Source organism: Nocardia brasiliensis (genome assembly GCF_042691675.1).
Lineage (GTDB): Bacteria > Actinomycetota > Actinomycetes > Mycobacteriales > Mycobacteriaceae > Nocardia > Nocardia brasiliensis_D.
This window is the reverse complement of the sequence record NZ_CP170507.1, coordinates 5,764,065-5,789,492: the sequence shown is the minus strand read 5'-3', so window position 1 is coordinate 5,789,492 and position 25,428 is coordinate 5,764,065. Positions and strand designations below refer to the sequence as shown.

23 protein-coding genes are annotated in these 25,428 nt (G+C 68.7%); 20 read left to right on the top strand and 3 right to left on the bottom strand.

All coding sequences use genetic code 11. From position 1 onward, the window contains the following. Positions 1 to 307: 307 nt before the first annotated feature. From ACFK0J_RS26555 to ACFK0J_RS26480, 16 genes are all read left to right on the top strand, one after another. A complete protein-coding gene (locus ACFK0J_RS26555; RefSeq protein WP_378731794.1) occupies positions 308 to 1,936 on the top strand; it encodes a cutinase family protein in 1,629 nt (542 codons plus the stop codon). A 57-nt stretch (positions 1,937 to 1,993) separates the two neighbouring features. Beyond that, positions 1,994 to 2,968 (top strand): hypothetical protein, encoded by a 975-nt coding sequence (locus tag ACFK0J_RS26550; RefSeq protein WP_378731791.1) that lies wholly within the window; start codon positions 1,994 to 1,996, stop codon positions 2,966 to 2,968. 16 nt (positions 2,969 to 2,984) lie between these two features. Next, positions 2,985 to 3,863, top strand: a complete 879-nt coding sequence (locus tag ACFK0J_RS26545) for a hypothetical protein (protein WP_218470208.1) — start codon at positions 2,985 to 2,987, stop codon at positions 3,861 to 3,863. Next, on the top strand, positions 3,860 to 4,528 hold the full coding sequence (locus ACFK0J_RS26540; protein WP_378731789.1) for a hypothetical protein: 669 nt from the start codon (positions 3,860 to 3,862) through the stop codon (positions 4,526 to 4,528). Before ACFK0J_RS26545 ends, ACFK0J_RS26540 begins: the two co-directional genes overlap by 4 nt. 51 nt (positions 4,529 to 4,579) lie before the next feature. Continuing rightward, positions 4,580 to 4,876 (top strand): hypothetical protein, encoded by a 297-nt coding sequence (locus tag ACFK0J_RS26535; protein WP_218470206.1) that lies wholly within the window; start codon positions 4,580 to 4,582, stop codon positions 4,874 to 4,876. Beyond that, positions 4,876 to 5,163 carry a hypothetical protein gene (locus tag ACFK0J_RS26530; protein ID WP_218470205.1) on the top strand — a complete coding sequence of 96 codons (288 nt, stop codon included), beginning with the start codon at positions 4,876 to 4,878 and terminating at the stop codon, positions 5,161 to 5,163. The genes ACFK0J_RS26535 and ACFK0J_RS26530 overlap by 1 nt, the downstream gene beginning before the upstream one ends. After that, entirely contained in the window at positions 5,160 to 5,774 is a 615-nt protein-coding gene (locus ACFK0J_RS26525; RefSeq protein WP_378731787.1) for a hypothetical protein, read from the top strand. The genes ACFK0J_RS26530 and ACFK0J_RS26525 overlap by 4 nt, the downstream gene beginning before the upstream one ends. 73 nt (positions 5,775 to 5,847) lie before the next feature. Beyond that, entirely contained in the window at positions 5,848 to 6,663 is an 816-nt protein-coding gene (locus ACFK0J_RS26520) for a hypothetical protein (protein ID WP_378731785.1), read from the top strand. 77 nt (positions 6,664 to 6,740) lie between these two features. Next, on the top strand, positions 6,741 to 8,201 hold the full coding sequence (locus tag ACFK0J_RS26515) for a hypothetical protein (protein ID WP_378731783.1): 1,461 nt from the start codon (positions 6,741 to 6,743) through the stop codon (positions 8,199 to 8,201). Positions 8,202 to 8,203: 2 nt separating this feature from the next. Continuing rightward, positions 8,204 to 9,694: an SCO6880 family protein gene (locus tag ACFK0J_RS26510; protein WP_218478967.1), complete on the top strand. Its 1,491-nt coding sequence runs from the start codon at positions 8,204 to 8,206 to the stop codon at positions 9,692 to 9,694. 7 nt (positions 9,695 to 9,701) lie between these two features. Next, on the top strand, positions 9,702 to 12,098 hold the full coding sequence (locus ACFK0J_RS26505; RefSeq protein ID WP_378731781.1) for a hypothetical protein: 2,397 nt from the start codon (positions 9,702 to 9,704) through the stop codon (positions 12,096 to 12,098). A 55-nt stretch (positions 12,099 to 12,153) separates the two neighbouring features. Next, the gene (locus ACFK0J_RS26500; protein ID WP_029899114.1) at positions 12,154 to 12,462 is read left to right on the top strand and encodes a transposase; all 309 of its coding nucleotides are present in this window, start codon (positions 12,154 to 12,156) and stop codon (positions 12,460 to 12,462) included. Positions 12,463 to 12,553: 91 nt separating this feature from the next. Continuing rightward, the gene (locus tag ACFK0J_RS26495) at positions 12,554 to 14,245 is read left to right on the top strand and encodes a peptidoglycan DD-metalloendopeptidase family protein (protein WP_378731779.1); all 1,692 of its coding nucleotides are present in this window, start codon (positions 12,554 to 12,556) and stop codon (positions 14,243 to 14,245) included. A 59-nt stretch (positions 14,246 to 14,304) separates the two neighbouring features. After that, complete coding sequence (locus ACFK0J_RS26490; protein WP_378731777.1) at positions 14,305 to 14,883, top strand: hypothetical protein; 579 nt, start codon at positions 14,305 to 14,307, stop codon at positions 14,881 to 14,883. Positions 14,884 to 14,920: 37 nt separating this feature from the next. Further along, positions 14,921 to 16,744 (top strand): type IV secretory system conjugative DNA transfer family protein, encoded by a 1,824-nt coding sequence (locus ACFK0J_RS26485; RefSeq protein ID WP_378731775.1) that lies wholly within the window; start codon positions 14,921 to 14,923, stop codon positions 16,742 to 16,744. A gap of 28 nt (positions 16,745 to 16,772) precedes the next feature. Then, positions 16,773 to 17,165 carry a DUF4913 domain-containing protein gene (locus ACFK0J_RS26480; RefSeq protein ID WP_246634022.1) on the top strand — a complete coding sequence of 131 codons (393 nt, stop codon included), beginning with the start codon at positions 16,773 to 16,775 and terminating at the stop codon, positions 17,163 to 17,165. A 126-nt stretch (positions 17,166 to 17,291) separates the two neighbouring features. Here ACFK0J_RS26480 and ACFK0J_RS26475 read toward each other — a convergent pair whose 3' ends face one another. Beyond that, positions 17,292 to 17,849 (bottom strand): hypothetical protein, encoded by a 558-nt coding sequence (locus ACFK0J_RS26475; RefSeq protein ID WP_378731772.1) that lies wholly within the window; start codon positions 17,847 to 17,849, stop codon positions 17,292 to 17,294. A 538-nt stretch (positions 17,850 to 18,387) separates the two neighbouring features. Continuing rightward, complete coding sequence (locus ACFK0J_RS26470) at positions 18,388 to 19,266, bottom strand: peptidylprolyl isomerase (RefSeq protein WP_378731770.1); 879 nt, start codon at positions 19,264 to 19,266, stop codon at positions 18,388 to 18,390. Positions 19,267 to 19,424: 158 nt separating this feature from the next. On the opposite strand from ACFK0J_RS26470, the gene hisS reads away from it, so the two are divergent. Further along, positions 19,425 to 20,717 carry a histidine--tRNA ligase gene (gene hisS, locus ACFK0J_RS26465; protein WP_378731768.1) on the top strand — a complete coding sequence of 431 codons (1,293 nt, stop codon included), beginning with the start codon at positions 19,425 to 19,427 and terminating at the stop codon, positions 20,715 to 20,717. 14 nt (positions 20,718 to 20,731) lie between these two features. On the opposite strand, the gene ACFK0J_RS26460 is transcribed toward hisS, so the two are convergent. Then, positions 20,732 to 21,628 carry a hypothetical protein gene (locus ACFK0J_RS26460; protein WP_378731766.1) on the bottom strand — a complete coding sequence of 299 codons (897 nt, stop codon included), beginning with the start codon at positions 21,626 to 21,628 and terminating at the stop codon, positions 20,732 to 20,734. A gap of 9 nt (positions 21,629 to 21,637) precedes the next feature. On the opposite strand from ACFK0J_RS26460, the gene ACFK0J_RS26455 reads away from it, so the two are divergent. The 3 genes from ACFK0J_RS26455 (at position 21,638) to ACFK0J_RS26445 (ending at position 24,706) form a co-directional block, all read left to right on the top strand. After that, a complete protein-coding gene (locus tag ACFK0J_RS26455) occupies positions 21,638 to 21,841 on the top strand; it encodes a hypothetical protein (RefSeq protein WP_378731763.1) in 204 nt (67 codons plus the stop codon). A 328-nt stretch (positions 21,842 to 22,169) separates the two neighbouring features. Beyond that, entirely contained in the window at positions 22,170 to 22,817 is a 648-nt protein-coding gene (locus tag ACFK0J_RS26450; protein WP_378731761.1) for a hypothetical protein, read from the top strand. 878 nt (positions 22,818 to 23,695) lie between these two features. Continuing rightward, complete coding sequence (locus tag ACFK0J_RS26445; protein ID WP_378731759.1) at positions 23,696 to 24,706, top strand: malate dehydrogenase; 1,011 nt, start codon at positions 23,696 to 23,698, stop codon at positions 24,704 to 24,706. Positions 24,707 to 25,428: the final 722 nt, after the last annotated feature.

Below are 25,428 nucleotides of genomic sequence, written 5' to 3'. Positions count from 1 at the left end.
CTCGCCGCGCTCGGCCCCGGATGCTCGAGATGTCTGCACGAATGCCGACGCCATCGGGCGAACGGAAGATGGAGTCCCGCTAGGGAATTCGGGTGGCCGATAAGTCGCCAGACGGTTGCCCTCATTTTCGGACCATCGGAAAGTTGCCGGAGTGGCTTCGTCGGCACGCCGGAATGTGTCACGCGCCTTTCGGCAGTTCGTGGAAACTTTTCGCCGATTCCCCGGCAATAGCCGGAATCTGTTACGGTCTATTGCGTTTCATGGCGTTGAGGGTAGCTGCGGCAACACGGATTGATTGCGGATCGCTATGACGAATTACTCGGTAAAGGTCACGGGGGTGCTGGCAGCACTCGCCGTGACCGTGGCTACGGCGGGCACCGCCGCGGCCGTTCCACCGAATCCGCCAGGGCCCTCCACAAACGTCGCGCTCAGCGCCTGTCCGGCACTGTACGCCTTGGGAATTCAAGGCACCGGCGAATCGTCGCCGGACGCCGCGCCGTCCACCGACACCGGCATGCTGTCCACCGTCTTCCGCCCGATGATGGCCAAGGCCACCGATCCCGGACTGGTCGATCGGGCCTATGTCCCTTACGAATCCGGCTTCGGCGGCGCGACCGCGGGCGGTGCTGCACCGTACGCCGAGTCGGTGACCGGCGGACTGGCCCGGCTGCGCTCGATGGCGCAGACGGTCGCCGACCGGTGCGCGGAGACCAGATTCGCCGTGGTCGGCTATTCGCAAGGCGCGCACGTGGCCTCGATGTTCGCGCAGGAGATCGGGCAGGGCCGGGGCGTGCTGCCGGCCGATAAGGTCGCGGCGGTGGCCCTGTTCGCCGACCCGACCCGCAACGCGGGCGCCCCGCTGTTCCCCGGCTCGCCGGGCAAGGCGTCACCGGATCCGGCACCCGGCACCACGGGCGATCAGCTCGCCGACCTCGCCGCGCTGCCGCAGGCGCCCGCCACCGGCGGCGGCATCGGACCGGACCGGGACCGCGCCGCCAACTTCGGCGCCCTCACCGGCCGGGTGGCCAGCTTCTGCGCGGCGGGCGACCTCGCCTGCGACGCACCGCAGGGCGCGCCGATCCTGAAGGCGGTCACCAACGTCGTCGGCCAGTCGAAGCTGAGCGGCGGCGACCCGATCGCCTCGCTGGTCTCCATCGCCCAGGCGCTGGCATACACCTCGATCAAGACCGCGACCAAGGTGGTCAACGAGGACGTGCAGGGCAACTCGCTCGCGAATCTGTCCATCTCGCCCAAGAAGTCGATCTCGGAGCGCCTCGCCGACGCCGCCGATCCGCGCACCCCGCTCGACCTGCCCGGCGCGCTGCAGGCCCTGCTGAAGGTCGGCATGATCGGGCTGAACGCGGTCGTCACGGTGGTGAAGACGGTCATCAACCCGGCGGCCATCGCCGAACTGGCCACCGTGGGGTTGTCCAATCCGCCTGCCGCGCTGCTGTCGCTCGGCACGAAACTGGTCGGTGCCGTCGCCCAACTCGTCCCGCCGACAACCGGCGTGCGACTGGTAACCCAGGCATTCGACGCGGTCGTGCAAAACATCACCGACAACAGCGAATTGCTCAATACCGCCACCTGGGTCCGGTATTGGGACACCGTCCAGCGACACGGCGCGTACAACACCGCGACGGTCGCCGCGAACGGTGCCGCGCCGACGAAATTCGTCGCCGATTGGTTCGCCGCGGTAGCCCGCGATATCGCCGGTGAATTCGGGGCGAACAGCAGGCCACAGGGCGGTGCGGATAAGCCGCCCACGGGATTCTTCGGGGAGCAATCCGGCGCGTCGACTACGCCGAATTCATCCGGTACGGGACAATTTCCGTTCGGGACAGGAGCCGACGGCGCCTCATCCGGCGGCGCGACGTCGATTCCGCCCACCGATCGACCCGGCACCGCCAACACCTACCCGTTCTCCACGAACTGATCGCCGAGAGGGTCCGACGATGCGGAATCATGCGCCTCGCTCAGCGGGAATGGGGGAATGTTGAAGTCGTACAAAGAGCTGTCCCGTTGGTACAGCGCGCTCGAGCCGGAGACGGCCCCGGTGCCCCCCGGCGAGGCGAGTTCGGTGCAGCTGGACGACGCGGGACCGGCCCGGTATCCGCACTACATCCGCGACGAACCGCCGCCCGAGGACGTCCCCGCCGACCTGCCCGCGCAACGCAGCGAATTCACCGGCGGCTGGTCGGACTGGGTGGGCCGGGCACCCGGCCCCGACGACGATTACCCGCCACGGGACGCCGACCTGGTGCGTTTCCCCTGGCCCGACGACGATGACTACGACGATCAGCTGGACGAGCCGCCGACGCGCTCGTCCAGCGCCTTGCGTCAGGAGGCCCGCGTCCGTCGCTCGCGGCGCGGCCGGGTGTTCGTCGTGCTGGTCATCGCGGTGCTGCTGCTCGGCGCGGCCGCGGCGGGCGTGCTGTTCCTGCTGAACTCATCGAGCACTCGCGCCGCCGAGCCGCGGGTGCCCGCCTCGACCTGGTCGGCGTCGGTGCAGTTCACCGCGGGCAGCGCCCAGGCGGGCGTGAGCACCGATGGCCTGCGCGGCAGGTCGCAAGCGGGCGTGACCACGCACGGCCTGCGGGACGCCTGCCCGACCGAGCGGGCCGAGTCGATCGTGCGCGGCGCGGAACCGGGCGGCACCGCATCGGGACCCGACGCCATCCTGGCGTTCCAGCACGCGTACTACGTCGAGCGGTCCGGCGAGCGGGTCCGGCAGGCCGTCGCCCCGGACGCCGCCGTCTCACCCGCCGCGACCATCCAGCGCGGCATCGACACCATCCCGGCGGGCACCACGCACTGCGTGCGGATCGTGACGATCGCGGACAACCGGTACTCGGTGGAGGTCACCGAGTACCGGCCAGGCGGCGCGCCCGCCACCTACAACAAGCAGACGGTCACCACCGCGGTGATCGACGGTCGCACCCTGATCACGGGCATCGCGGCCGGATAGAGGAGAGCAGGAAGCGATGGGAGAGGACTGGAGCCGCTGGCTCGACGAGGCACCCGACCAGGGTGAACCGTCGGGTCGGCCCGCGCGCTCCAAGGCTCCGGTGGTGCGGTTGCGGCGCGGCAAAGGGGGTGGTTCCGGCGCGGAACAACCCCTGCAGCGCCCCATCCTGGTGGTCGGCGGCTGCGGTGGCGCGGGAACCACCACGACGGCGTTGGGGATAGCGGGCGAGCTCGGCATGGCGTCCACCCCGACGGTCGCGGTGGACGCGACGGCGGCGGGCAGCGATCTGGCGCTGCGCGGCGCGGACGAGCACCTGCACCCGATCAGCCTGCAATCGTGGCTGTACGGTCGCGGCGACGACGAACCGGCGCCGCTGAAGGAATGCCTGTCCCGGGCGACCTCCGGCATCGGCCTGCTGTGGCGCGACTCCGCGCCGCTGCGCCGGCGTGCGACCTATCTCACGGTGGCGCGGGCGGTGTACGACGCGGGTTTCACCGCGGTCTACGACGGTGGCAGCCCGATTGCCGGTCGGCAGCTGCGTCCGCTGCTCGATGACGCGGATGTTGCTCTGGTGCTTGCCATTCCGGCGCGCGCCGATGCCGCGAACCGGTTGCGGGTCACCCTGGAATGGCTCGACGACCAGTTCGGCGACTCGGCCGAGGGGCAGGGCGGCGGCATTGTCGGCGACACGACAATCGTTGTCTCGCACCAGCATCCGGGCACCGAGTCGCGAGTTGCCGAGCATTTGCGTGAGCATCTGTCCGGCTGGGTCCGCGATATCCGAGAAATTCCCTATGACCCCCACCTGGCCAGGGGTGAGCTGGTCCGCCACGCGTCGTTGGCCATCGAGACGCGCCGGGCCTATGGGCGCCTGCTCGCCGGGGTGGCATCATGACCGCCGCCATGATATTTCGACGTCATAACGAATCCGCACCCGCAGGCGTGGTCGCTCCGCCGGAGTCGCGCCGCGCGCCGATCTGGGACCGTCCGGTACCCGGTGTCGGCCGGGCGCCGCTGGTGTGGCTGCTGGGCGTGCACGGCGGCGCCGGGGCCAGTAGCCTCGCGCACGTGCTTGCGCCCGCGGCGGATTCGGGCCGCCGCTGGCCCGGCGTCTTCGACCGCGAATCGCCCTTCGTCGTGCTGGTGGCCCGGGAGACCATCGCGGGCCTCACCCGTGCGCATGACCTACTGCGCCAACACCATTCGGGCTTCGCCGGTTCCTGCGAGGTGCTCGGCCTGATCACCGTTGCCGCGCGCCCCGGCCGGCTGCCCGCCGAGATCCGCCGCTACCGCGACGTGGTCGGTTCGCTGGCCGGCCAGTTGTGGCAGGTCCCGTGGTATGAGGAATGGACGCTGGTAGAACCGGAGAAGTTGCCGGTGTGGACACCCGGTGACCCGATGCCACAGAAGAAACGAAAGATCGACCCATTGGAGGAGGTACCGCTCGATGTCAGGGAGCTCGGCGCCGACATCGTCGCGGCGGCTCGAACGGCACTGGAGGAGGCAGCACTCGACGATCCGGCGCAGGACCGGGGTAGCAGAAAGCCACCCGATCAGTGAACGTACGCATCGAATCGGCGACTACTCAACCACTTTCGAGAAAGGCACCCGATGAGCACGATTCTCCTCGCCGTGCAGGACACGTACGGCACCGTACTCGCGCAGGTCGGTAACCCGACGCCCGAGGCGCCTCCCGGCTCCGAGAAGATCCTGCAGCTGGTGCGTTATCTCACCTGGTTCGTGCTGTTGTCGGGCATCACCGGCATCGTCTACGCGGGCGGCAAGTTCGCCTGGGAGAAGTGGACCGGTGGTGGTCTGGAGTCCCCGAAGATGGTGGCCGGCGCGATGATCGGTGGCGTCGTCGCGACCAGCGCAGGCACCATCATGAACGCCGTTATTGGAACCTGATGTCCGAAATATCTACCGTGCGCGTGTCGGCAGCCGAGCTGCTGGCCTACAAACAGATGCCCGCCGAGGTGCTGGAGCCGCTCATGCAGCTGCTCAATTGGCTGCTGTGGTTCGTCCTGCTGGTGTGTCTGGCTTGGATGATCGTCTCCGCGGGCAAGCTGTGGCTGGAGTTCCGCAACGGCGATCTGGCGATGAACGACGCCTCGCACGGCGTACTGATGAGCCTGCTCGGAGCGACGGTGGCCAGCACAGCGTCGGGGATCGCTTTGGCGTTCCTACCGACGTGAGCCGACGCAGCAGGGGGACAGTGGGCGCCGTCGGCGCCGCGTTGCTGCTCGCCACGGTCGGCTGCGGCGGTGGCGACCAACGATCCGGACCTGACCTGACAGCGGCGCCCACGGGTGTGCGCTGGCAGCCGTTCCAGGGTGTCGCCCTGCCCCATACCGACCAGGGACCGAAGTCGGTGGCCGACGGGGCCGCAACGGGTTTCGAGCATTCGCCGCGTGGCGCGGGCGTCGCCGCCATCACCCACTCGGTGCGGTTGGCGGTGGCCGCCGACAGTCAGTGGGCGAAAGTCGCTGCGCAGGAAGTCGTTCCGGGTCCCGCCAAGGACGAATGGGCGGTCAACCGGATCCAGCTGTCCATCACCGGCCCGGCCAGTGCCGACTACGCGCCGCGCGTGCTCGGCTACAAGATCACCGGCTACACCGACGAGCGCAGCACCGTCGACGCCTACACCCAATACTCGGACAGCTCGAAGGCGGTGAACCACACCACCGTCGAATGGTTCGGCCAGGACTGGCGGTTACGGCTGCCGGATCCGGGCTCGACCACCAGACCGATCGACTCGGTCACCGAAATACCTGATGACATTGTGAAGTTGGAGGCACCGGCATGAGGGAGCGTAGCGAGCGAATCATGTCGCAGCGCGCTTCGCGCATGGCGGAACCGAGCGTCAGCGAGGTGGAGTCATGAGCGACAAGGAGTCTTACGCGCGCGATCGCGTCTCCTTCGGCGCCGTCGCGTCCGCTGCCGTGCTTGCGCTCATCGTGATCGCGGGGATCGTCGTCTACATCACCCGGGACGACGGCGGCACGGCGGCCACCGCACCGGCGCCCGCTGAAGCGGCGGGCGGTAGCGGCTTCGCCAGCCCCGAGGTCGACATCCTCGGCAGGCGCGTCGATGTGCCGAACAACCCTGCGGGGCAACCACTTCCGCAGGACCCGTCGCGGCAGCGCAAGCCGTCCGACAGCGACTGGCTGACCGCGGCCCCGGAAGGCACCACCGCGCCGCACGGCTGGCAGCGGGTCTACGGCGCGTCGGTACCGTTTTCCACTTCCGACGGCCCGACCCGCATCGAAGACGGTCTGGCCGTTGGCTATTCGCACACGCCGCAGGGTGCGGTGCTGGCCGGGGCGCAGATCACCTACCGGCTCAACGCCCGTCCGGCCAACCGCGACCTGTACGTGCGACAGGTGCGGGTGTCCGCGCAGCAGATCGCCGCGTACGACAAGGCGCTGGCGAACGACAAGCTGCCCGAACAGCAGCCGGAGAAGATCACCCGATACTTCGTCGCCTCGGACGCGTTCAAGGTGGACGACTACGCCGACGACCTGGCCATCATCCGGCTCGCCTCGCGCGGGCCGGTGGTCGACGGCAAACAACTCTGGGCGGCGATCCGCCTGGTCATGGTCTGGGATGCCGGTGACTGGCGACTCAAGCCCTCGACGTCCAACAGCGCACAAACCGAGTTGATCGAATCGCTGGGCGGGTGGACGAAATGGTGAGCACGATGCGAAAGGCTCGAGAAACAGTTGATGGCCGACCTGCGGAGCAGCGAGGGGTGCAGACAATGGTGAGGCGAATGCTCACGATCTTCGCTGTCATCTTCACGGTGATGATGGCGACGCCGACCATAGCCTATGGACAGCAGTACGGCTTCGACGAGACGTGCAACGAGATCCACGACACCCTCGACAATGTCGGCCTGCCCGGAATCTCGCTCGGTGACGCCGCGTCCGCCGCGTGCAAGGCGGGCAACGCCGCCTCACATCCCGGCCAGGCAGCCACCGCGGTCAAGGACAAGGCGTGGGATTCGACCTTCGGCAAGGTGGTCGACTCGCTGATGAAAGGCCTCGGCGAGGCCATCATCCTGGCGTTGACCTTCTGGATGAAAGTGCCCAACGAGGCGGCCAGCGACTCCGGTTCGCTGTTCACGAAGATCAACGATTACACCTATCAAGCCCAGATATTGCTCTTGATAGCCTCGGTGATCCTCTCCGGCGCCCGCTTGGCCGAAGCCAGACGCGGGGCCACGATGAACGAGGCCGCCGAGTCGTTCCGGATGTTCGCCAGAGTGGTCTTCAGTTCCTGGATGCTCGGCGCGGTGATCGTGGCGGGCACCCAGGCCTCGGATCGCTTCTCCGAGTGGATCATCAACGACTCGACCAACGGCAATGCCAAGGACCTGGCTGAGCTGATGGTGAAAACCAGTAAGCTACAGGCCTTCTCACCGGGCTTGGTGTTGATCATCGCGGTCGTCGGCCTGCTCGGCGCGCTCGCGCAGATCGTGCTGGCCATCGTCCGGCAGGGTCTGCTGATCATCGCCGCCGGTGTGCTGCCGTTGGCGGCCGCTGCCTCCGGGATGAATGTCGGAAAACAGTCCTACCAGAAGCTGGTTGGCTGGATCATCGCATTCATGCTCTACAAACCGGTGGCCGCGATCGTCTACATGATCGCGTTCACCACTGCGGGACACGTGGATTCGATGACCCCGGTCAACAATCTGCCGGATGGTGAACAGGCACAACGCATGCTGGTCGCCATCGTGCTGCTGTGCAGTGTCGCGTTCGTGCTGCCTGCGCTGATGCGGTTGGTCACGCCCGCGGTCGCGATCGTCGGCAGCGGCGGTTCCGGTCTCACCGCGACCGGCGGCACGCTGCTCGCCGTCGCGGGCCTCGGCGCCATGGGCACCAAGGCGGTTGGCGTCAAAAACGCTGCGGCGCCTGGCTCGGCGGGCTACGTCAGCGGCAGTGGCGCGGGTCCGCGCCCGCCGGGTGGCGCGGGCGGCCGCGGCAGTGGCGCGCCACGCCCGGTCCCGCCACGCGGCGGTGGCGGCGGCGGTGGCGCGGCGGCACCGCGCGCCTCCGGGCCCGCGGGCGCGGCGGGAGTACCGTCCGGTGCGGCAAGGGCGGCGGGCCGGATCGGGGCGGCGCGGGCCGCGACGAGCAGTCTGAACCGCGCCGACCAGGTGATGGGCGATGTGGCCGGTGACCGTTGGGCGAATCGCTCGCCCGACCTCGGGAGGAGCACCATTCCGCGATGACGATGACGACGAACGATACTTACGAGCGTCGCTCGTACGGGCTGTGGCAGAAGCCCCGCAGCGCAGGCCTTTTCGGCCTCCGCTGGGAGGAGACCGTGCTCGGCTTCGGAGTGGTGATCACGGCATTGATCACCGCGATGGTCGGCGGTTTCCAATGGGGTCTGATCGTCGGCGGTACCGGCGTCGTGGTGATGGTTCCACTGGTGTGGCGGACGGGGGGCCGCTCGGGCTACGAGACGGGATTGATGATGTTCAACTGGATGCGCTCGCGCAAGCGCGGCGAGCACGTGTACCGGGGTGGCCGGTTCTCCCGAATCCCGGGCGGTGTCACCCGATTGCCCGGCCTGCTGGCGCCGTCGAAGCTGTACGAGGGCATCGACGCGGGCGGTTACAGCTTCGGCATGATCCATCTGCCGCAGTTCGCCCAGTACACGGTGGTGCTACGCGCCTGGCCGCAGGGCCACGAGGCGGTGGATCAGCCGGTGATCGATCGCTGGGTGTCGGCCTGGGGTACCTTCCTCGCCTCGGTCGGTCAGACCAGTGACATCGTCGCGGTCGTCCCGGTCATCGACACCGTGCCGGAGACCGGAAACCGGTTGCTCACCGAGGTTTCCACGATCACCCGGCCGGAGGCGCCGGAGCTGGCGCAGCAGGTGATGTACGAGCTCGCCACCGAGCTGCCGCAGGAGCGGGTGCAACTGCTGCCGCGCGTGGCGATCACCTTCAAGGCCACCACCGCCGAGCGCCGCAAGAACCCCGCCGAGGAGGCCGTCGAGATCGGGCGGCGACTGCCCGGCATCTGCGCGGCCCTCGCCGAGGCGGGCGTGCGGGCCCAGCCGATGTCGGCGGACGAGGTGATCTCGTTCATCCGGCGCAGTTACGACCCGGCCTCCCAGGCCGACTTGGAAGTCGCCGCAAGCGAACCCGAGGGTCACGGGCTGGATTGGGCTGACGCGGGCCCGGTTTCGCACGACGAGAAGTGGGATCACCTGGTGCACGACGGTGGCCGTTCGGTCACCTGGGAGATGGACGCCGCGCCGGAGGGCGCGGTGGACGAGCGGGTGCTGCAACGCCTGCTCGCGCCGAATCCCGAAGTGCCACGCAAGCGCATCGCCATCGTGTACCGGCCGCATTCGGCCGCCGACGCCGCCGAGATCGTCGACGACGACTTCAAGAACGCGCTGGTGGCCCAGCAAAGCGAACGCGGCGTGGTGTCCGCGGCCGCGACCCTGCGGGTGGGTGCCACCCAGCAGGCCCGTGAGGAGCAAGCCCGGGGTCACGGTGTGACCCGCTTCGGGGCGTTGGTGACCATCACCGAGCCCCTGCGCGGCGATCTGCCGCGTATCGAAGCCATCACGCGCGACCTGTCCACTCAGGCGCGGTTGAAGATCCGGCGGTGTTACCGCTACCAGGCGGCGGCCTTCGCGGCCTCGCTCGGTTGCGGGGTGATCCTGCCGGAGCACGCGACTATTCCTAAGGCACTGGCGGGGTGAACGATTTATGGCACGTGACTACGAGCCACCCGTACGGGAACGGGACGAGCCCGCGGCCCGTCGCGGCAAACGGCGCGACGAGGTCGAGCAGGACGAGTGGGGCGAGCGCCCGCAGGCTCAGCGTGGCCGCCGCGACGGTCCTCGGGTACGCGAACGATCCGGCATCGAGGAGATGCCGGACCGGCCGCGTCGCTTCGGCAGGGGCGCGGCGCGGGTGAGCGCCGACGACCGGTCGGGGCTCGACGAGAAGTCCGAGCGGGAGCGCGCGCGGGAGGCGGCCGAGCGACGGGCGCGGTCCGAGGGCGCCCGGGCGGACGGCTCGCGTCCCGATCGGTCACGCGCGGCCTCGCGCAGTCGCGACTCGCAAGCGCTCCCGGCCGAAAACGGTCGCGGCGAGCGCAGTTCGGATCGCGCGCGCGGCGACGCGTCCAGAACCGCCCGGGCCCGCGACGGCGCGGTCGAACGCCCGGCGCGTGGTGAGCGGACGCCGCGGTCGGAGCAGCGCGGGCAGAAATCGGAGCAGCGCGGTGCGAAAGCGGCGCGCAACGGCAAGCCGGAGCGCGGTGTGCAGGACCGCAACGGTTCGCGGTCCGGTCGAAACGCGCAGCGCCCCACCAAGACCGACTACACCGCCGACCGGGCCATGGGCACGCCGGTGATGGACAAGGCCGCCCTGCGCGCAAAGGCCAAGGCCGACCGGCGAAAGCACTCCGGTCCGCCGCTGCTCGACGAGCGGACCCGGGCCAAGCTGGAGATGGTCGCCCGCGAGCAGACCGGCCTGCGCGCGGCCTTCGCACAGTTCCGTATCCGCACCGACGACATCCGGCGGCGCAACTACGCCGCGCGCGCCGAGCAGGTCTTCGAGGACGGATTCGACCGCAGCACAGCCCAACTCACCGATCGCGGCTACGCCGGTGAGGGCGGCGGCCGGATGAACGTGGTCGGCCGCCCGGTCGAATACCGCGCCACCACCGCGCAGGTCGCCGGATTGTGGCCGTGGTCGGTCGGTGCCGGTGCGCCGCTGATCGGCACACCGCTCGGCTCGCATCTGCACACCGGGGCGCCGGTCTGCTTCGATCCGATGAACTGGTTCCTGCGCGGCAGCTTCATCACCGCGCCGAGCCTTTTCGTGCTGGGGCTCAACGGTTTCGGTAAATCCTCGTTGGTGCGCCGGATCGTGCTGGGCGGCATCGCCCAGGGCATCACGCCGCTCATCCTGGCCGACGTCAAGCCGGACTACCGCAAGATGGTCGAGCTGGTCGGCGGCCAGGTGATCGACCTCGGCTACGGCCACGGCAAGCTCAACCCGCTCGCCGCGGGTGTGCTCGGTGCGGTGGTGCCGCGCTTGGAACACCTTCCCGCCCTGCAACTTCAGGTGCTGCAGGATCTGCGCGCCCGGCAGGTGACGCTGATCGCGGGTCTGGTCGAACTGGTCCGTGGCGCGCGGGTGCGCGACTACGAGGAGACGCTGATCTCCACCGCGCTGCGCATCCTCTACCAGCCGGGCAGCGGTTACACGCCGGACCAGCCGCCGATCATGGAGAACCTGCTGGAAGTGATCGTCGCGGGCGGTGAGGAATTGATGCTCGACGCCGGCGCCGACGACCCCACGGAATATCAGAACGCGATCAAGGGCCTGCGCCGTTCGCTGCGCGCGCTCACCCAGGGACCGTTCGGCGCGATCTTCAATGGGCAGACCTCGGTGCCGATCGACACCGGCGCCGTCGCGGTCTGCATCGACGTCTCACACATCCCGACCGGCGACAAGAAGCTCAAAGCCGCTGTCATGCTGGCCTGTTGGGCCGACGGCTTCGCCTCCGTCGAGGCGGCGCACGTGCTGGCCGACGCGGATATGGGCCCGCAGCGCTACTTCCAGGTGGTGATGGACGAGCTGTGGCAGGTGCTCGGCCTCGGCGATTTCATGGTCGACCGGGTCGACGAACTGACCCGCCTGCAGCGCAGCATCGCCACCGCGCTGATCATGATCAGCCACACCGTGAAGGACCTGCAGGCACTCGGCTCGGAGGCGGCCATCGCGAAGGCGCTCGGCTTCCTGGAACGAGCGCGCGCGAAGATCTTCGGCGCGCTGCCCGCCGAAGAGGTCAAACGCCTGGACAGCATCGTGCCGTTCACCTCCGCCGAGGAGCAGATGGTGACCGGATGGTCCGCGCCGCAGGCGTTGACGGGTGAGGCGCTCAAACCCGGCCAATTGCGGCCGTCGCCACCGGGTACCGGTAAATTCCTGCTGAAGATCGGTGAGGATCGTCGGCCGGGCATTCCGTTCCACATGGAGTTCACGCTCTCGGAGAAGGAGAGCGGTATCCACGACACCAACCAGCGGTTCAGCGAGTTCACCGAATCGACTGCCCGAGGGACGGATTCGCCGAGCGGGAGCGCCGCATGAACGATCAGCCGAGACGCGAGTTATGGATGGACCGCCGCACGGGGAGGTGCGTCGGATGATGCCGCACCGCTCCTACCGCCGGGTGTCGCCGGAGGTGCGCCAGGCCGCCGTGCAGCAGGTGGTCGCGCTCACCGGCAAGCTGCGCAGCGAGTCGGAGGCGTGCCGGGTGGTCGCCGAACAGATCGGCGTGCACACGAACTCGGTGCGCAACTGGGTCCGCGCGGCCGAGGGGCCGAGCCTGGAGCGGTTGGACGCGTCCGCGCTGCGCCGCAAAGTGGCGCTGCTACAACAACAATTGGCGGCCGCGGCGGAGATGAACCGCACGCTGGCCGACACCCTCAACGAATCCCGGCGCGGCCAGTGAGCCCAGCGCCGAGGGCTTTCAGTCGATCCGGCGCGGCACCCGGCGCCGCCGGTCGGCGGCATCGTGGGGGGCCGCGCCCGGCGAGGCCGCGGTGACCGGGCGGGCGCTGCTGTGGGGGGCGCTTGCGGTGGTGCTCGGGCTGATGGCCATGGTGGTGGTCATCGTGCTGCCCTCGGTCGACGACCCCTGCGAGGGCTCGTCGGTGCTCGGGTCGCAGTCGGCGTTACCACCGCTCGGCGGCTACCCGCCGGGTGATCCGCGCGCGAATCCGCCCGGCACCCAGGCCGATCCGGCCGCGGCGGCGACACCGCCCGGCGCGCAGGCGAATCCGAGTGCCACCGTGGCGCCGTCGCTGGCCGCGGGGGCCGGACCGATCCGCCGCACCCTGCCGCTGGCGACCGGCACCTTCACGGTGTCCGACGTCTTCGGTGCGCGCGGCGGCAAGCACCTCGGCATCGACCTGGCCGCCGCCGACGGCACCCCGATCTACTCGGTGTCCGACGGCCGCGTGGTAGCCGCCGGGCCCGCATCGGGTTTCGGCAACTGGGTGGTCGTCGACTCGGTCGACACCAACGGTCGCGCGTACTCCGCGGTCTACGGCCACATGTGGGACTCCGGCGTGCACGTGCGCGTCGGCGACGCGGTGACCGCGGGCCAGCCGATCGCCCAGGTCGGCTCGGCGGGCGAATCCAGCGGTCCGCACCTGCATTTCGAGATCGTGCCCGGCGGCCGGTTCACCGGTGGCCGCCAGATCGACCCGCTGCCTTGGCTGGACGGCGCGCCGACCCCGGATGTCGGTGGCGCGCAGGCCTATTCCAGCGATCCCCGGTGCAGCCGCGGCTTCGGTAGCGCGGGCGGCGCCCTCGCCACGGGCAAGGTGCCGCCGGAGCTGGAAATCTGGTATCGCCGTGCGGGTTCCATCTGCCCGCAGATCACCCCCTCGCTGCTGGCCGCGCAGGGCAAGCAGGAATCCGGCTTCCGCCGTGGCGCCACCTCGCCCGCGGGCGCGCAGGGCCTCGCGCAGTTCCTGCCCAGCACCGCGGTCAGCGTGAATCCGGATGACGGCCAGCCCTATGTGATCGACGCCGACGGCAACGGCAGCGCGAGCGTGTGGGACGACGGCGACGCGATCATCGGCCAAGGCCGCTACATGTGCGCCATCGCGAACAAGATCGCGCAATGGCAGTCCGAGGGCAAGGTGCAAGGCGATGTCACGGCGCTGACCCTGGCCGCGTACAACGCGGGCGAGGGCGCGGTGCTCGCGTCCGGCGGCATGCCGAATCGGGTGGCGGCGCACTACTCCGAGACCCAGCCGTACGTGGCGAACATTCTCGCGATGGAGGCGCAGTACCGGGCCCCTGGCGCGCTCGGCCGGTTCGCTCCGGAGGAAGGCGGCGACGGCAGTCAGATCGTCGAGGCCGCGCACGACTGGCTGGGCACGCCGTATGTGTGGGGCGGCGGCGGACCGCAGGGCCCCAGCGGCGGCGGGCTGGACGGTCCGGGCTTGACCGCCGCCGCGGTGTTCGCGGCCTCCGCGGGCACGGTGACGCTGCCGCGGACCGCCGAACAGCAGTGGGAGGCAGGTGCGGAGGTGCCGATGAGCAAGATTCGGGAGGGGGATCTGGTGTTCAGCTCGTTCGGGCCGCGCGGCCCCGCGCAGGTCGGCATCTACTCCGGTAACGGGCGGATGATCCAGGCCGTACCCGGCGTGGACGGCCGGTCCGCCGGTGGTGTCGGCGAGGTGGCGGTGCCGGGGGACAGCCGGGCGAGGAGGGTGCTGTGACCATCCGCGCGTACATCCGTTCAGAACACGCGACCTGGAGACTGCCGAACTGTCGGTCGATGCGGTTAGCCTGGAGTAATAAAGCACAGGTACGCGCGAAACTGGTGGTGATGCTGGTGGTGAGCGTCGCGATGCTGGGCGCGGCCTGCGGTCGCGGCGACCGCGCGGACTCGGGATCCGGTGGGGCGCATCCGGCCACGTCCACAACCCGGTTGCTCGAGGGTGTGCCCGCTCCCGATCCGGTCACGCCCGACGGTGTCGCGGTGGCCGCGCTGCGCGAGATCTACACCTGGCAGCCGGCTACCGAAGCGCAGGGCGCATCGCTGGCGCGGGCGCGGAAATGGCTGGGCCCCAGCCTGATTCGCATGCTGGATGGCGCACCGACCGGTCTCGAAACGCCCAAGACGACATTGCAGTGGGCCGATTGGGCCGCGGCGAAGGCGCGCGTCGAGGCATTCACCTTCGCCTCCGGCGAGAAGCCGCCCACCGGCGGCGACCCGAACATGCAGCAGTTCAAGATCGGGATCGAGCAGACCGTCGTCTACCCGAACGGCCGCAAAGAACCGCTGCCGCCCGCGACGGTCATCGCCACCGTCGTGCGCACGCCGGAGGGCTGGCGGCTGGACGCGTTCCGCTGAACACCACGACATTTCCGAACCGAAAGAGGAGGCAGCCATGGCGAAGAAGCCGGTGAAGGATCCGGCCGCGATCGGGCCGGACGCGACCCTGATCATGCTCGGCGTGGGCTTCGCGCTCCTCGGAACCCTGTGGCTGTCCTTGCATCTGGGCAACATGTTCGCGGTGACACCGCAGTCGATTCCGATCAACCCGATCGCCATCGTCGCGGATCTGGTCCGGGGCAAGCTGCAGTGGCCGCGGGCCTCGACGGTGATCCTGCTGCTGGTGGTCGCGCTGGTGTTGGCCTGGGTGCTGCTGCGCAGTCGGCTGAAGAAGCGCAAGTCGGTCGGTGTGCTGCCGGTCGACCAGAAGGCCGATTTCATGGGCCAGGGTAGCGACATCGCGCATCTCACGGCGAAGGGTGTGCGGGAGAAGGCCGAGCAGCTCGGTGTGCGACTCGGTAGCGAGGACGTGCCCGGTGTGCCGATCGGCGTCGGGATCGCCGACGGCCAGATGCTGTACGGCTCCTACGAAGACCTGCACCTGGACATCTGGGGTCCGCGTCAAGGCAAATCGACCTCCCGGGTGATCCCGGCGATCCTCACCGCCATCGGGCCGGTGCTGGCTACCTCGAACAAGCGTGACGTGGTGGACGCGACCCGAGATGTGCGGGAGGCCAAGGGAAGTCCCACCTTCGTCTTCGACCCACAGGGTGTCGCGGGCGAGGAGCCCAGCTGGTTCTGGGACCCGCTGTCCTGGGTGGACGCGGGCCGTGAGGGCTGCGAGATGCGCGCGGCGCGGCTGGCCGGGCACTTCGCCGACGGCGACGACGGTTCCGACGCCAAGACCGACGCCTTCTTCGACCCGGAGGCCGAGGATCTGCTGGCCGGGCTGTTCCTTGCCGCGGCCGTCGGCAGCAGGCCGATCGTGCAGGTGTGGGAATGGGTGACCAACCCGCAGGACACCGAGCCCATCGAGCTGCTGCGCGCGGCCCGCCACCACTACACGGCGTCGGGCCTCTCGTCGCAGTACAACACCGACGCCCGCACGCGCAGTGGCATTTTCGGCACCGCGAAGAAGATGATCCGCTGCCTCAAGCTGTCCAACGTGCACCCGTGGATCACCCGCGGCGGCGACCGCAGGGAGTTCGACGAGCTCGAGTTCATCGAACGCAACGGCACCCTTTACAGCCTCTCGCTGGAGGGCCGTGGCTCGGCCGCGCCACTGGTGAGCGCGCTCACCGAGGCCGTGATCGACGTGGCCATGCGCAAGGCTTCGCAGTCCCGTGGTGGCCGGTTGGCCATTCCGCTGCTCGCGGTGCTCGACGAGGCCGCGAACGTGGTGCGCTGGAAGGACCTGCCCAAGCAGTACAGCCACTTCGGCTCGCGCGGCATCGTGGTGATGACCGTGCTGCAGTCGTGGGCGCAGGGGGTGCGCTGCTGGGGCGAGCCCGGCATGAACGCGCTGTGGGCCGCCGCGAACATCAAGGTGCTCGGCAGCGGCGTGGACGACACCGCCTTCCTGCGCGAGCGTTCCGAGGCGATCGGCGACTACGAGGTCGTGTCCGCCTCGGTATCGGAATCCAAAGGCAGCAAGAGCTATTCGCGTTCGCTCGGGTCGTCGAAGACGTTCAGCGTGCAGGCGCTGGCGCAGTTGCCGCGAGGTCGGGTGATCGTCTTCCCGTCCGGCGCGCCGCCGGTACTGGTTCGCACGGTTCCGTGGTGGGAGGGCGAGTACGCTGCCGAGGTGACGAAGTCCATCTCGCACCACGATCCGCAGCGTAAGACGGAAATCGGTGACCTGATGCCGGGCACGCCCTCGCTGAGCAAGGGCACGCAGCCGCCGGAGTACGGAAAGATCGAGGAGGTCAGGCCACTGTGAGGGAGCCGAGCGACAGCGAGGCACAGTCGTGACCGAACAGCAGCAGCAGCCGATGATCTACGCGAGCGTGGTGGAGTTCGTCGAGAACTATCTGAGCTTGGTGTACCGGCGACAGGTCACCGATCTCAGTGACACGGTGTGGTGCCCGGAGTGGTGGCAGCACGCCGAGGCGATCGCCCGGCTGGACGCGATGTGGCGGGCCTGGGAGCACTTCCGGCTCGACGGGGCAACGGGATTGAGTGTGTGGTTCCTCGACCATGCGGACCCGCACATGGCCAAGCTGTTCGATCCCAAGGGCCCGTTCAAGTACTGCAGTGTGCGCAACGGGCACAAGGACATGCTCAGCCCGCTGCCACTGAAGTCGCCGCAGCACGGGATGTTCGGTGACCCGACCATCGGCGACTTCCGGAATCTGGCCTGATCGCGTGCAGCGCATCGCCGGTATCAGGCCGGCGATGCGCTGGTGGCAGGCGTGCTGCTGAGGTTCGACGACTATAGAAGCGAAAAGTAAACGCCCGCTTGATAGGCGGGCGTTCTCGACGGTCCGTTAGCGGGTGCGTTCGAGGCCGCGGGATTCCTGTTCCCTGGCCCTGGTGACCGCGGGCGCTTCCTCGGGACGGGTACGAACCGCCTCGGTCGGTGGTTGCGCCTGGCCTACTTCGATCAACATCCGTACCGCGGCGAGTTCGGGTGCGACACCCATCTTCGCCAGATGCGCGGCGATCGCCATCCGGCGTTCGGGGGAGTCGTATTGCAGCACCGGCGGCTTGGGCTTGGCGTGCGCGGCGGCGATGCCGGCCATCCTGGTGGCTTCGGCTTGCGCGGTGAAACGATCCTTCTCCAGCGACACGCCGCGTTCCGGGATCGGCTTCTCGATCATCCGGGCCAGCTCGGTGTTGCGCGGGTCCTTCGACTTGGCGTCGCGGGCCTCGCGGATCTGCATCTCGCGGGCTTCTTTCATGCGCGCCTCGGTCATCTTGGCGCGCGCTTCGGCTTCTTTTTGACCACGCTCGCGGGTCCGCAGTGCGACCAGGGTCGCAAGCTGCAACATTGTCCTCATCATGGCCGCTGTCTCGCGGCCGATGTCGTCCAGTTCCTCGGACATGGCTGCTCCCCGATGCTGCAGTGATCACTATGGATGTTGTGGTGCTTCGTTTGGCACCGCCACGCGAACTGTAGTCCGTGGAGGATGCCCCGGCTGCAAACTTGGTCACCGAAGAGGACTCGTAGTGTGGCATTACCCTTCTTTGGGGGTCGCCCAATGGAGGGGTTACTACGCTGCGGGAACTCCTTGTTTCGAGATTACCCGAGAAAGGGCCGGCGCAACCGTACGGCCGTGCCGCTTATCAGCATATATCGCACAATTCCGACAGGCTCGGTAACTCGCCGGAGGATCTGCGGTCTGAGGGGAGCCTAACTGAACTATTAGGTACGCCTTGCCTGCGCGGCCAAACGGAGTCCGTCGTCGGGTCGCGCATGGCCGGAGCGAAGGCGGAGGTACGCATATCCTGCGCAGCCGGACGGAGTCCGTCGTCAGACCGCGCATGGCCGGAGCGGAGGCGGAGGTACGCCCAGTCTTGGGGAGACGCGTTCGGGCCCGGTGCCGAGGATCGGCGCCGGGCCCGAACGGGTTTCGCGGATCGTCAGTCGATGCGGACCGATTCGATGTTCACCGGTTGGGTCGGCTTGCCGTCGCCGGGGCCGTTGGAGTCGTCCTGACCGGCCTTGGCGATCTTGTCCAGGGTGCCCATGGTGTTCTCGTCGACGGTGCCGAAAATGGTGTAGTTCGGCGGCAACTGCGAATCGCCGTAGACGATGAAGAACTGGCTACCGTTGGTGCCGGGCCCCGCGTTGGCCATGGCGAGCACGCCGCGCTTGTACGCGACCGGCTGCTGAGCGGCCATCGGATCGTTGGGGTCGAGCTGATCGGTCGGGTATTCGTTGTCGAAGGCGTAGCCCGGTCCGCCCATGCCACTGCCGGTCGGGTCACCGCACTGCAGCACCTTCAGGCCCTCGCTCGCGGTCATCCGATGGCAGCTGGTGCCGTCGAAGAAATTCTGCGAGGCCAGGCTGACGAAACTGTTCACCGTGCACGGCGCTTCGGCATTGTTCAACGTCAGGCCGATGGGGCCCTGATTGGTTTCCATGCTGACGCTGACTTTCGCGTCATTGCCGGTGGTCGGGATGCCCTCGGCCTTCGCCGGCTTGGTCACCGGCTTGTCCGCGGGCTTCTCGCTGTCCTTGTAGACACAGTTGACCAGCGCGGGCTTGGCCACCGGCGCGGGCGGCGGTGCGGCCGCGGGGGCACTGGACTGGGTCGCGTCCTTGGCGTCGGTGGTGCTGTCGTCGTCGCCGCGGGTCAGGAAGTACACCCCGGTTACCGCCGCGACCACGACGACGACCCCGAGCACCGACCCGGCGATCGTGAGTTGCTTGCGCCTGCGTGCGCGCTCGGCCCGGTTGGCGAGCTGGCGCTCCAACTTGCGTTTCGCCGCTGCTCGCCGCTGTTCGTTGCTCGGCACTACCACGTTCCTCCCGTGTCCGGTTGTTACGGCAAAGAGTTTGCCATTTATTCCTGAGACTGCTCGACTCTTCCTCAGAGCGGTGCGCCGCCTACCGAACCACAGGTACGAACAACCGGTTGGACTTGCGGGGGCGTAGTGGTGGAAACTGGACCATCGTGACCAAGACCAGCAGCTTCTCCGCCCCGAAGGGGGTACCGGACTACGTCCCGCCCGGTTCGGCCGAATTCGTCGCGGTGCGCGATGGCCTGATCCGCGCGGCCCGGCTGGCCGGATACGGACATATCGAGCTGCCGGTTTTCGAGGACACCGGGTTGTTCGCCCGTGGCGTCGGCGAGTCGACCGATGTGGTCAGCAAGGAGATGTACACCTTCCCCGATCGGGGCGATCGCAGCGTGACGCTGCGCCCCGAGGGGACCGCGGGCGTGATGCGGGCGGTGATCGAGCACGGGCTCGACCGCGGGCAGCTGCCGGTGAAGTTGGTCTACAACGGCCCGTTCTTCCGTTACGAGCGGCCACAGGCCGGTCGCTACCGGCAGCTGCAGCAGGTCGGCATCGAGGCGATCGGCGTCGACGATCCCGCGCTGGACGCCGAGGTGATCGCGATCGCCGACGCGGGTTTTCGCGGGCTCGGCTTGACGGGTTTCCGGCTCGAGCTCACCTCGCTCGGCGACGAGACCTGCCGTCCGCAGTATCGGGAACTGTTGCAGGAGTTCCTGTTCGGCCTGCCCCTCGACGAGGAGACCAAGCGGCGCGCACAGCTGAACCCGCTGCGCGTGCTCGATGACAAACGCCCCGAGGTGCGCGCGCTGACCGCGGACGCGCCACTGATGATCGACCACCTCTCCGAATCGGCCAAGACCCACTTCGAGCAGGTGCTCGCGCACCTGGACGCGCTCGGCGTGCCGTACGTGGTGAACCCGCGGATGGTGCGCGGGCTCGACTACTACACCAAGACCACCTTCGAGTTCGTGCACGACGGGCTGGGCGCGCAGTCCGGTATCGGCGGCGGCGGTCGCTACGACGGCCTGATGGCCCAGCTCGGCGGGCAGCCGTTGTCCGGCATCGGATTCGGGCTCGGTGTCGACCGCACCGTGCTCGCGTTGCAGGCCGAAGGCAAGACGGCGGGCGACCCCGCGCGCTGCGAGGTCTTCGGGGTGCCGCTGGGTGATGCCGCTAAGCAGCGGTTGGTCGTGCTGGCCGCGCGGTTGCGGGCGGCGGGGATCAGCGTCGACCTGGCCTACGGCGGGCGTGGCGTCAAGGGCGCGATGAAGGCGGCCGACCGGTCCGGCGCGAAATTCACCCTGGTGCTCGGCGATCGCGACCTCACCGAGGACACCATCGGGCTGAAGGACATGGCGACCGGGGAGCAGCGGCAGATTCCGATCGAGGAGACGGTCATCGCGATCCGGGAGGCGCTGGACGTGTCATCCGGCGGTCCGCACAGCTAGATCGTCAAGCGGGCCTAGGGGTTTCGGGCGATGTCGATGCGCAGGTCGTCGGTGTCGCGGAGCACGAAGACCCGGTCCCGGGCGGAGTTCCACTGTTGCGGGATCAGGAAGTACCGGTCCGGTGTGCGGGCGAGCAGCCAGAGGCCGCTGTACACATACCGGTACTTCTCGCCCGGTCCGGCGATTTCGCCGACGGTGGCGCCGGAGCCCTCGATGGCCAGTTTCTCCGTGCTGAAGACCAGGACCGAGGAGCGGTCGACGAAGTGAGCGGCTTCGGCTCGCTGAGCTTCGGCTCGGCCCCGCCGGTCGGCGGAGTCGCCGACCGCCCACAGATAGCCCATGGCGATGAGAGCGATCAGCACCAGCGTCTGCGCCTGGATCGCGGGTGTGCTGCCCGGGTGCGGTCGCCCTCGTCCTCGGGTGCGGAGCAAGGCCGGATATTTGCGCCGGAGCTGGCTGGCGTAGCCGACGAGGGTGGCGCCCGCGATCAGCAGCAGGGGGAGTGCGACACCTGCCGATCCGACGCTGACTCGCGCCAGCATCGCGAGCAGCACCGCCATCATCAGCGCCGCGCCGACGGCGCCGGTGGCCGCTACCCAGCGTCGCAGGGTGCGCCGTGGGCGCCTGCTGCGGAGTGCGTGTAGTTCCGGGAGCCGCCGCACCGCGAGCAGCGTCAAGATCACGAACAAGGTGATCGCGGCGGGGTAGAAGGTGCCGTTGAGACTGCGCAGCACGTAATCCTGGGTCGAGTAGCTGAGCAGGTGCACATCCACGCCGAAGTGTCCGAAAAAGGCTCGGCTGTAAGCCCATCCGAAGTAGTACAGCACCGCGGTCACCGCCGCTGCTTGCGAGGCGATAGCGGCGATCGTCGTCAGCGCGGGCGGGTTGAATGCTCTGTACGGCTGCGTCACGGTGTCGTCGTGGGTGGCGTGGTGGTGGTGGTGGTGGTCGTCGTCGGCGGTGTGCTCCAGACCGGCGGGCCGGTTACCGGGTTTTTCGTCGGCGAACGCGTTACCGGCGTAGCGGTCGTGGGCAGGATTCTCGTGCCCGTGGGAGCGCCGCGCGTCGTCTCGATCGTCGTCGGCCCGCCGGTGGTAGGTGGGGTGCGCTGTTCGCTGCCCTGACAGCCTGCGGTGATCAGGCAGAGCCCGAGGGCGATGCCGCACCCGAAAATAATTGTTGACCTGGTATTTTTCATCGCAATCCCGGACCCGAGGACGTTGCTGCCCGGCGATTCTCGCAGAGTGGAATCGCGCTCGAGACGTTCTCGGCTTTTCGTCGCCTGGTTGTCATCCGCGACAGCTGCCGCCGGACAAGACGGTTATCGCGATTCAGCTGCTGGACGTATCATCCGTGGTTCGGCCAGCCCGAAGACCCACCGCGCCGCTGGTGGCGGGGGTAACGTGACTGCGCGCACGATGTGGCGCCGGGGTCGCGGAGAGGGTTGGGCCAGTGCAGGCGAATTCTGGTGAGCAGCAAACGGATCCACCCGTTGGGCTGGATCTGGTGGCACCCGAGATGTACGCGCCGATGCTGCGGCGGCTCGCGCTGGCGGCGGCGGGCATCGGGATCGGGTCGGCGTTGCTGGCCGCGACCGTGGTCAGCTGGCCGATCGCGGTGGCCATCGGACTGGTGGTCGGCGCGCCGACCGTAGGCTACGCCTTCGCGCTGCGGCGTCGGCGAATGTGGTTGACGGGCACCATGATCCATGCGCGCCGACTATTCGGGGAGCGGCGGGTGGAGGTGTCCGCGGCGACCGGCGTCGAGGTGCTGATCTTCCCGGCCCGGCTCAGCCGGATCGTCCTGCGCGTCACCGCCGGGGAAATCTCCCAGATCGTCCCGCTCGCCATGTACACCGACGCGGGCAGCGGCCGCGAAATGCACCTCCTCGGCCTGCGCCGCCTGGCCGACGCCCTCGCCACCAGCCAACTGGCCGCCGCCGTAGCCGTTTCCGCGCTCCTGGTCCACCAGCTGCGCGCCGAAGCCCGAGACGCCCGCCTAGCCGACCGCCCCCTCTACCGCGCCGTCCAAATGGCCCGCACCAAGGACGCCGTCTCCCCAATAGTCCTCACCGACCGAGAAGTAGCCGCCCTGACCTGACAGGCCCCCACTCCGCACTGGTCGCGGGCCGTACTGATCGCTGGCCGTACTGATCGCTGGCCGTACTGATTGCGGGGCGTACTGATTGCGGGGCGTACTGATTGCGGGGCGTACTGATTGCGGGGCGTACTGATTGCGGGGCGTACTGATTGCGGGGCGTACTGATTGCGGGTCGTACTGATTGCGGGTCGTACTGATTGCGGGTCGTACTGATTGCGGGTCGTACTGATTGCGGGTCGTACTGATTGCGGGTCGTACTGATTGCGGGTCGTACTGGTCGCGGGCCGCATTGATCGCGGGTCGTACTGGTCGCGGGTCGTACTGGTCGCGGGTCGTACTGATCGCGGGTCGTACTGATCGCGGGTCGTACTGGTCGCGGGTCGTACTGATCGCGGGGCGCATTGATCGCGGGGCGCATTGATCGCGGGGCGCATTGATCGCGGGGCGCATTGATCGCGGGGCGCATTGATCGCGGGCCGCATTGATCGCGGGCCGTACTGATCGCGCGCCGCATTGACCGCGGGCCGTACTGGTCGCGGGTCGTACTGGTCGCGGGGCGTACTGGTCGCGGGTCGTACTGGTCGCGGGGCGCATTGATCGCGGGCCGCATTGATCGCGGGCCGCATTGATCGCGGGCCGTACTGATCGCGGGCCGCACTAACTGCGGGCCGCACTCACCGCGCGCCGCGCGTGTTCCAGTTCGCTGCGCCCGGATCTGCTGGCGATTCGATGCGCGCGACGGTGATTCGTGAGCGGGGGCCGGGCTGGTGGGGTGGTGGGTGGGGTGACTGTCGCGTTGCTCACCGTCGGGTTTCGGGGGCGGTGAGAGTCGTTAGGGTGAGGTTCGAGAGTCCGTCTACCGCAGAAGGAGTTCTGTCGTGACCACCGCAGCTCGGACCGCGCCCGTGACCGTTGCCGTGACCGGAGCGGCGGGGCAGATCGCTTATGGGCTGCTGTTCCGGATCGCCTCGGGGGCGATGCTGGGCGCGGATACGCCGGTGCGGTTGCGGTTGCTGGAGATCCCGGCGGCGGTGTCCTCGCTGGAGGGGGTGGCGATGGAATTGGAGGACGGCGCGTTCCCGCTGCTGGAGTCCATCGACATCAGTGACGATCCGTGGGTGGGCTTTTCGGGCGCGAACGTCGCGGTGCTGGTGGGTGCGCGGCCGCGAACGGCGGGCATGGAGCGGTCGGATCTGCTGGCCGCCAACGGCACGATCTTCACCGAGCAGGGCGCCGCGATCAACGCCAGTGCCGCAGACGACGTGAAGGTGCTCGTGGTCGGCAACCCGGCCAACACCAACGCGTTCATCGCGATGAGCAACGCACCCGACGTCCCGGCCGAGCGGTTCACCGCGATGACCCGCCTCGACCACAACCGCGCGATCGCGCAGCTGGCCAAGAAGACCGGTGCGCCCGCCGCCGACATCGCCCGAGTTGCCATCTGGGGCAACCACTCCGCCACCCAATTCCCCGATATCGCGCACGCCACCATCGACGGCCGCCCCGCCCTCGACCGCATCGGCGACAAGTCCTGGCTGACCGACGACTTCATCCCCACCGTCCAGCAGCGCGGCACCGCCATAATCCAGGCCCGCGGCGCGTCCTCGGCCGCCAGCGCGGCCAGCGCCGCCCTCGACCACATCCACGATTGGGTCCGCGGCACCGCCCCCGGCGACTGGGTCTCCATGGCCGTCCCGTCCGACGGCTCCTACAACATCCCCGAAGGCCTGATCAGCTCTTTCCCCGTAACCTGCACCAACGGCACCTACACCATCGTCCCCAACCTCCCCATCGACGACTTCGCCCGCCCCCGAATCGACACCACCATCACCGAACTAACCCAAGAACGCGACGCCGTAATCGACCTAGGCTTCGCCAAGCACCCCTAACCCACCCAGCCGCCAGCGAACCGCGAACGGGACATCCCGGCGGCCCTACTCGCGTTTCGCCGCAGCCATGTCCCGTCCGACGGCCGACCTAGCCGTGAAGGGGACATCACGGAGGTGCTACTCGCGTTTTGGCGCGGTCATGTCCCGTTCGGGGCCCGGCCTAGCCGTGTGCGGGACTTCACGGCGGCCCTACTCGCGTTTCGCCGCAGCCATGTCCCGTTCGGGACCCGCCCTAATCGCGAACGGGACATCACGGAGGCCCTACTCGCGTTTCGCCGCAGCCATGTCCCGTCCGAGGGCCGACCTAGCCGTGAACGGGACATCACGGAGGTGCTACTCGCGTTTTGGCGCGGTCATGTCCCGTCGGGGCCCGGCCTAGCCGTGAAGGGGACTTCACGGGGGCGTTACTCGCGTTTTGGCGCGGTCATGTCCCGTTCGGGGCCCGGCCTAGCCGTGAAGGGGACGTCACGGGGGGTTACTCGCGTTTCGCCGCAGCCATGTCCCGTTCGGAACCCGACCTAGCCGCGAAGGGGGCGTCACGGAGGAGTTACTCGCGTTTTGGCGCGGCCATGTCCCGTTCGGGACCCGCCCTAATCGCGAACGGGACCTCACGGAGGCGTTACTCGCGTTTTGGCTCAGCCATGTCCCGTTCGAGGACTGCCCTGGGGGCGCCGGGGGCGGGGACGCTGTCGTGCCGGTGAATTCCAGCCGACCCGGACGGG

Bases quoted from the DNA above. Each gene is read 5' to 3' on its own strand.
- ACFK0J_RS26555 (WP_378731794.1), top strand. From the start codon at position 308: ATGACGAATTACTCGGTAAAGGTCACGGGGGTGCTGGCAGCACTCGCC.
- ACFK0J_RS26550 (WP_378731791.1), top strand. From the start codon at position 1,994: ATGTTGAAGTCGTACAAAGAGCTGTCCCGTTGGTACAGCGCGCTCGAG.
- ACFK0J_RS26545 (WP_218470208.1), top strand. From the start codon at position 2,985: ATGGGAGAGGACTGGAGCCGCTGGCTCGACGAGGCACCCGACCAGGGT.
- ACFK0J_RS26540 (WP_378731789.1), top strand. From the start codon at position 3,860: ATGACCGCCGCCATGATATTTCGACGTCATAACGAATCCGCACCCGCA.
- ACFK0J_RS26535 (WP_218470206.1), top strand. From the start codon at position 4,580: ATGAGCACGATTCTCCTCGCCGTGCAGGACACGTACGGCACCGTACTC.
- ACFK0J_RS26530 (WP_218470205.1), top strand. From the start codon at position 4,876: ATGTCCGAAATATCTACCGTGCGCGTGTCGGCAGCCGAGCTGCTGGCC.
- ACFK0J_RS26520 (WP_378731785.1), top strand. From the start codon at position 5,848: ATGAGCGACAAGGAGTCTTACGCGCGCGATCGCGTCTCCTTCGGCGCC.
- ACFK0J_RS26515 (WP_378731783.1), top strand. From the start codon at position 6,741: ATGCTCACGATCTTCGCTGTCATCTTCACGGTGATGATGGCGACGCCG.
- ACFK0J_RS26510 (WP_218478967.1), top strand. From the start codon at position 8,204: ATGACGACGAACGATACTTACGAGCGTCGCTCGTACGGGCTGTGGCAG.
- ACFK0J_RS26505 (WP_378731781.1), top strand. From the start codon at position 9,702: ATGGCACGTGACTACGAGCCACCCGTACGGGAACGGGACGAGCCCGCG.
- ACFK0J_RS26500 (WP_029899114.1), top strand. From the start codon at position 12,154: ATGATGCCGCACCGCTCCTACCGCCGGGTGTCGCCGGAGGTGCGCCAG.
- ACFK0J_RS26490 (WP_378731777.1), top strand. From the start codon at position 14,305: ATGCGGTTAGCCTGGAGTAATAAAGCACAGGTACGCGCGAAACTGGTG.
- ACFK0J_RS26485 (WP_378731775.1), top strand. From the start codon at position 14,921: ATGGCGAAGAAGCCGGTGAAGGATCCGGCCGCGATCGGGCCGGACGCG.
- ACFK0J_RS26475 (WP_378731772.1), bottom strand. From the start codon at position 17,849: ATGTCCGAGGAACTGGACGACATCGGCCGCGAGACAGCGGCCATGATG.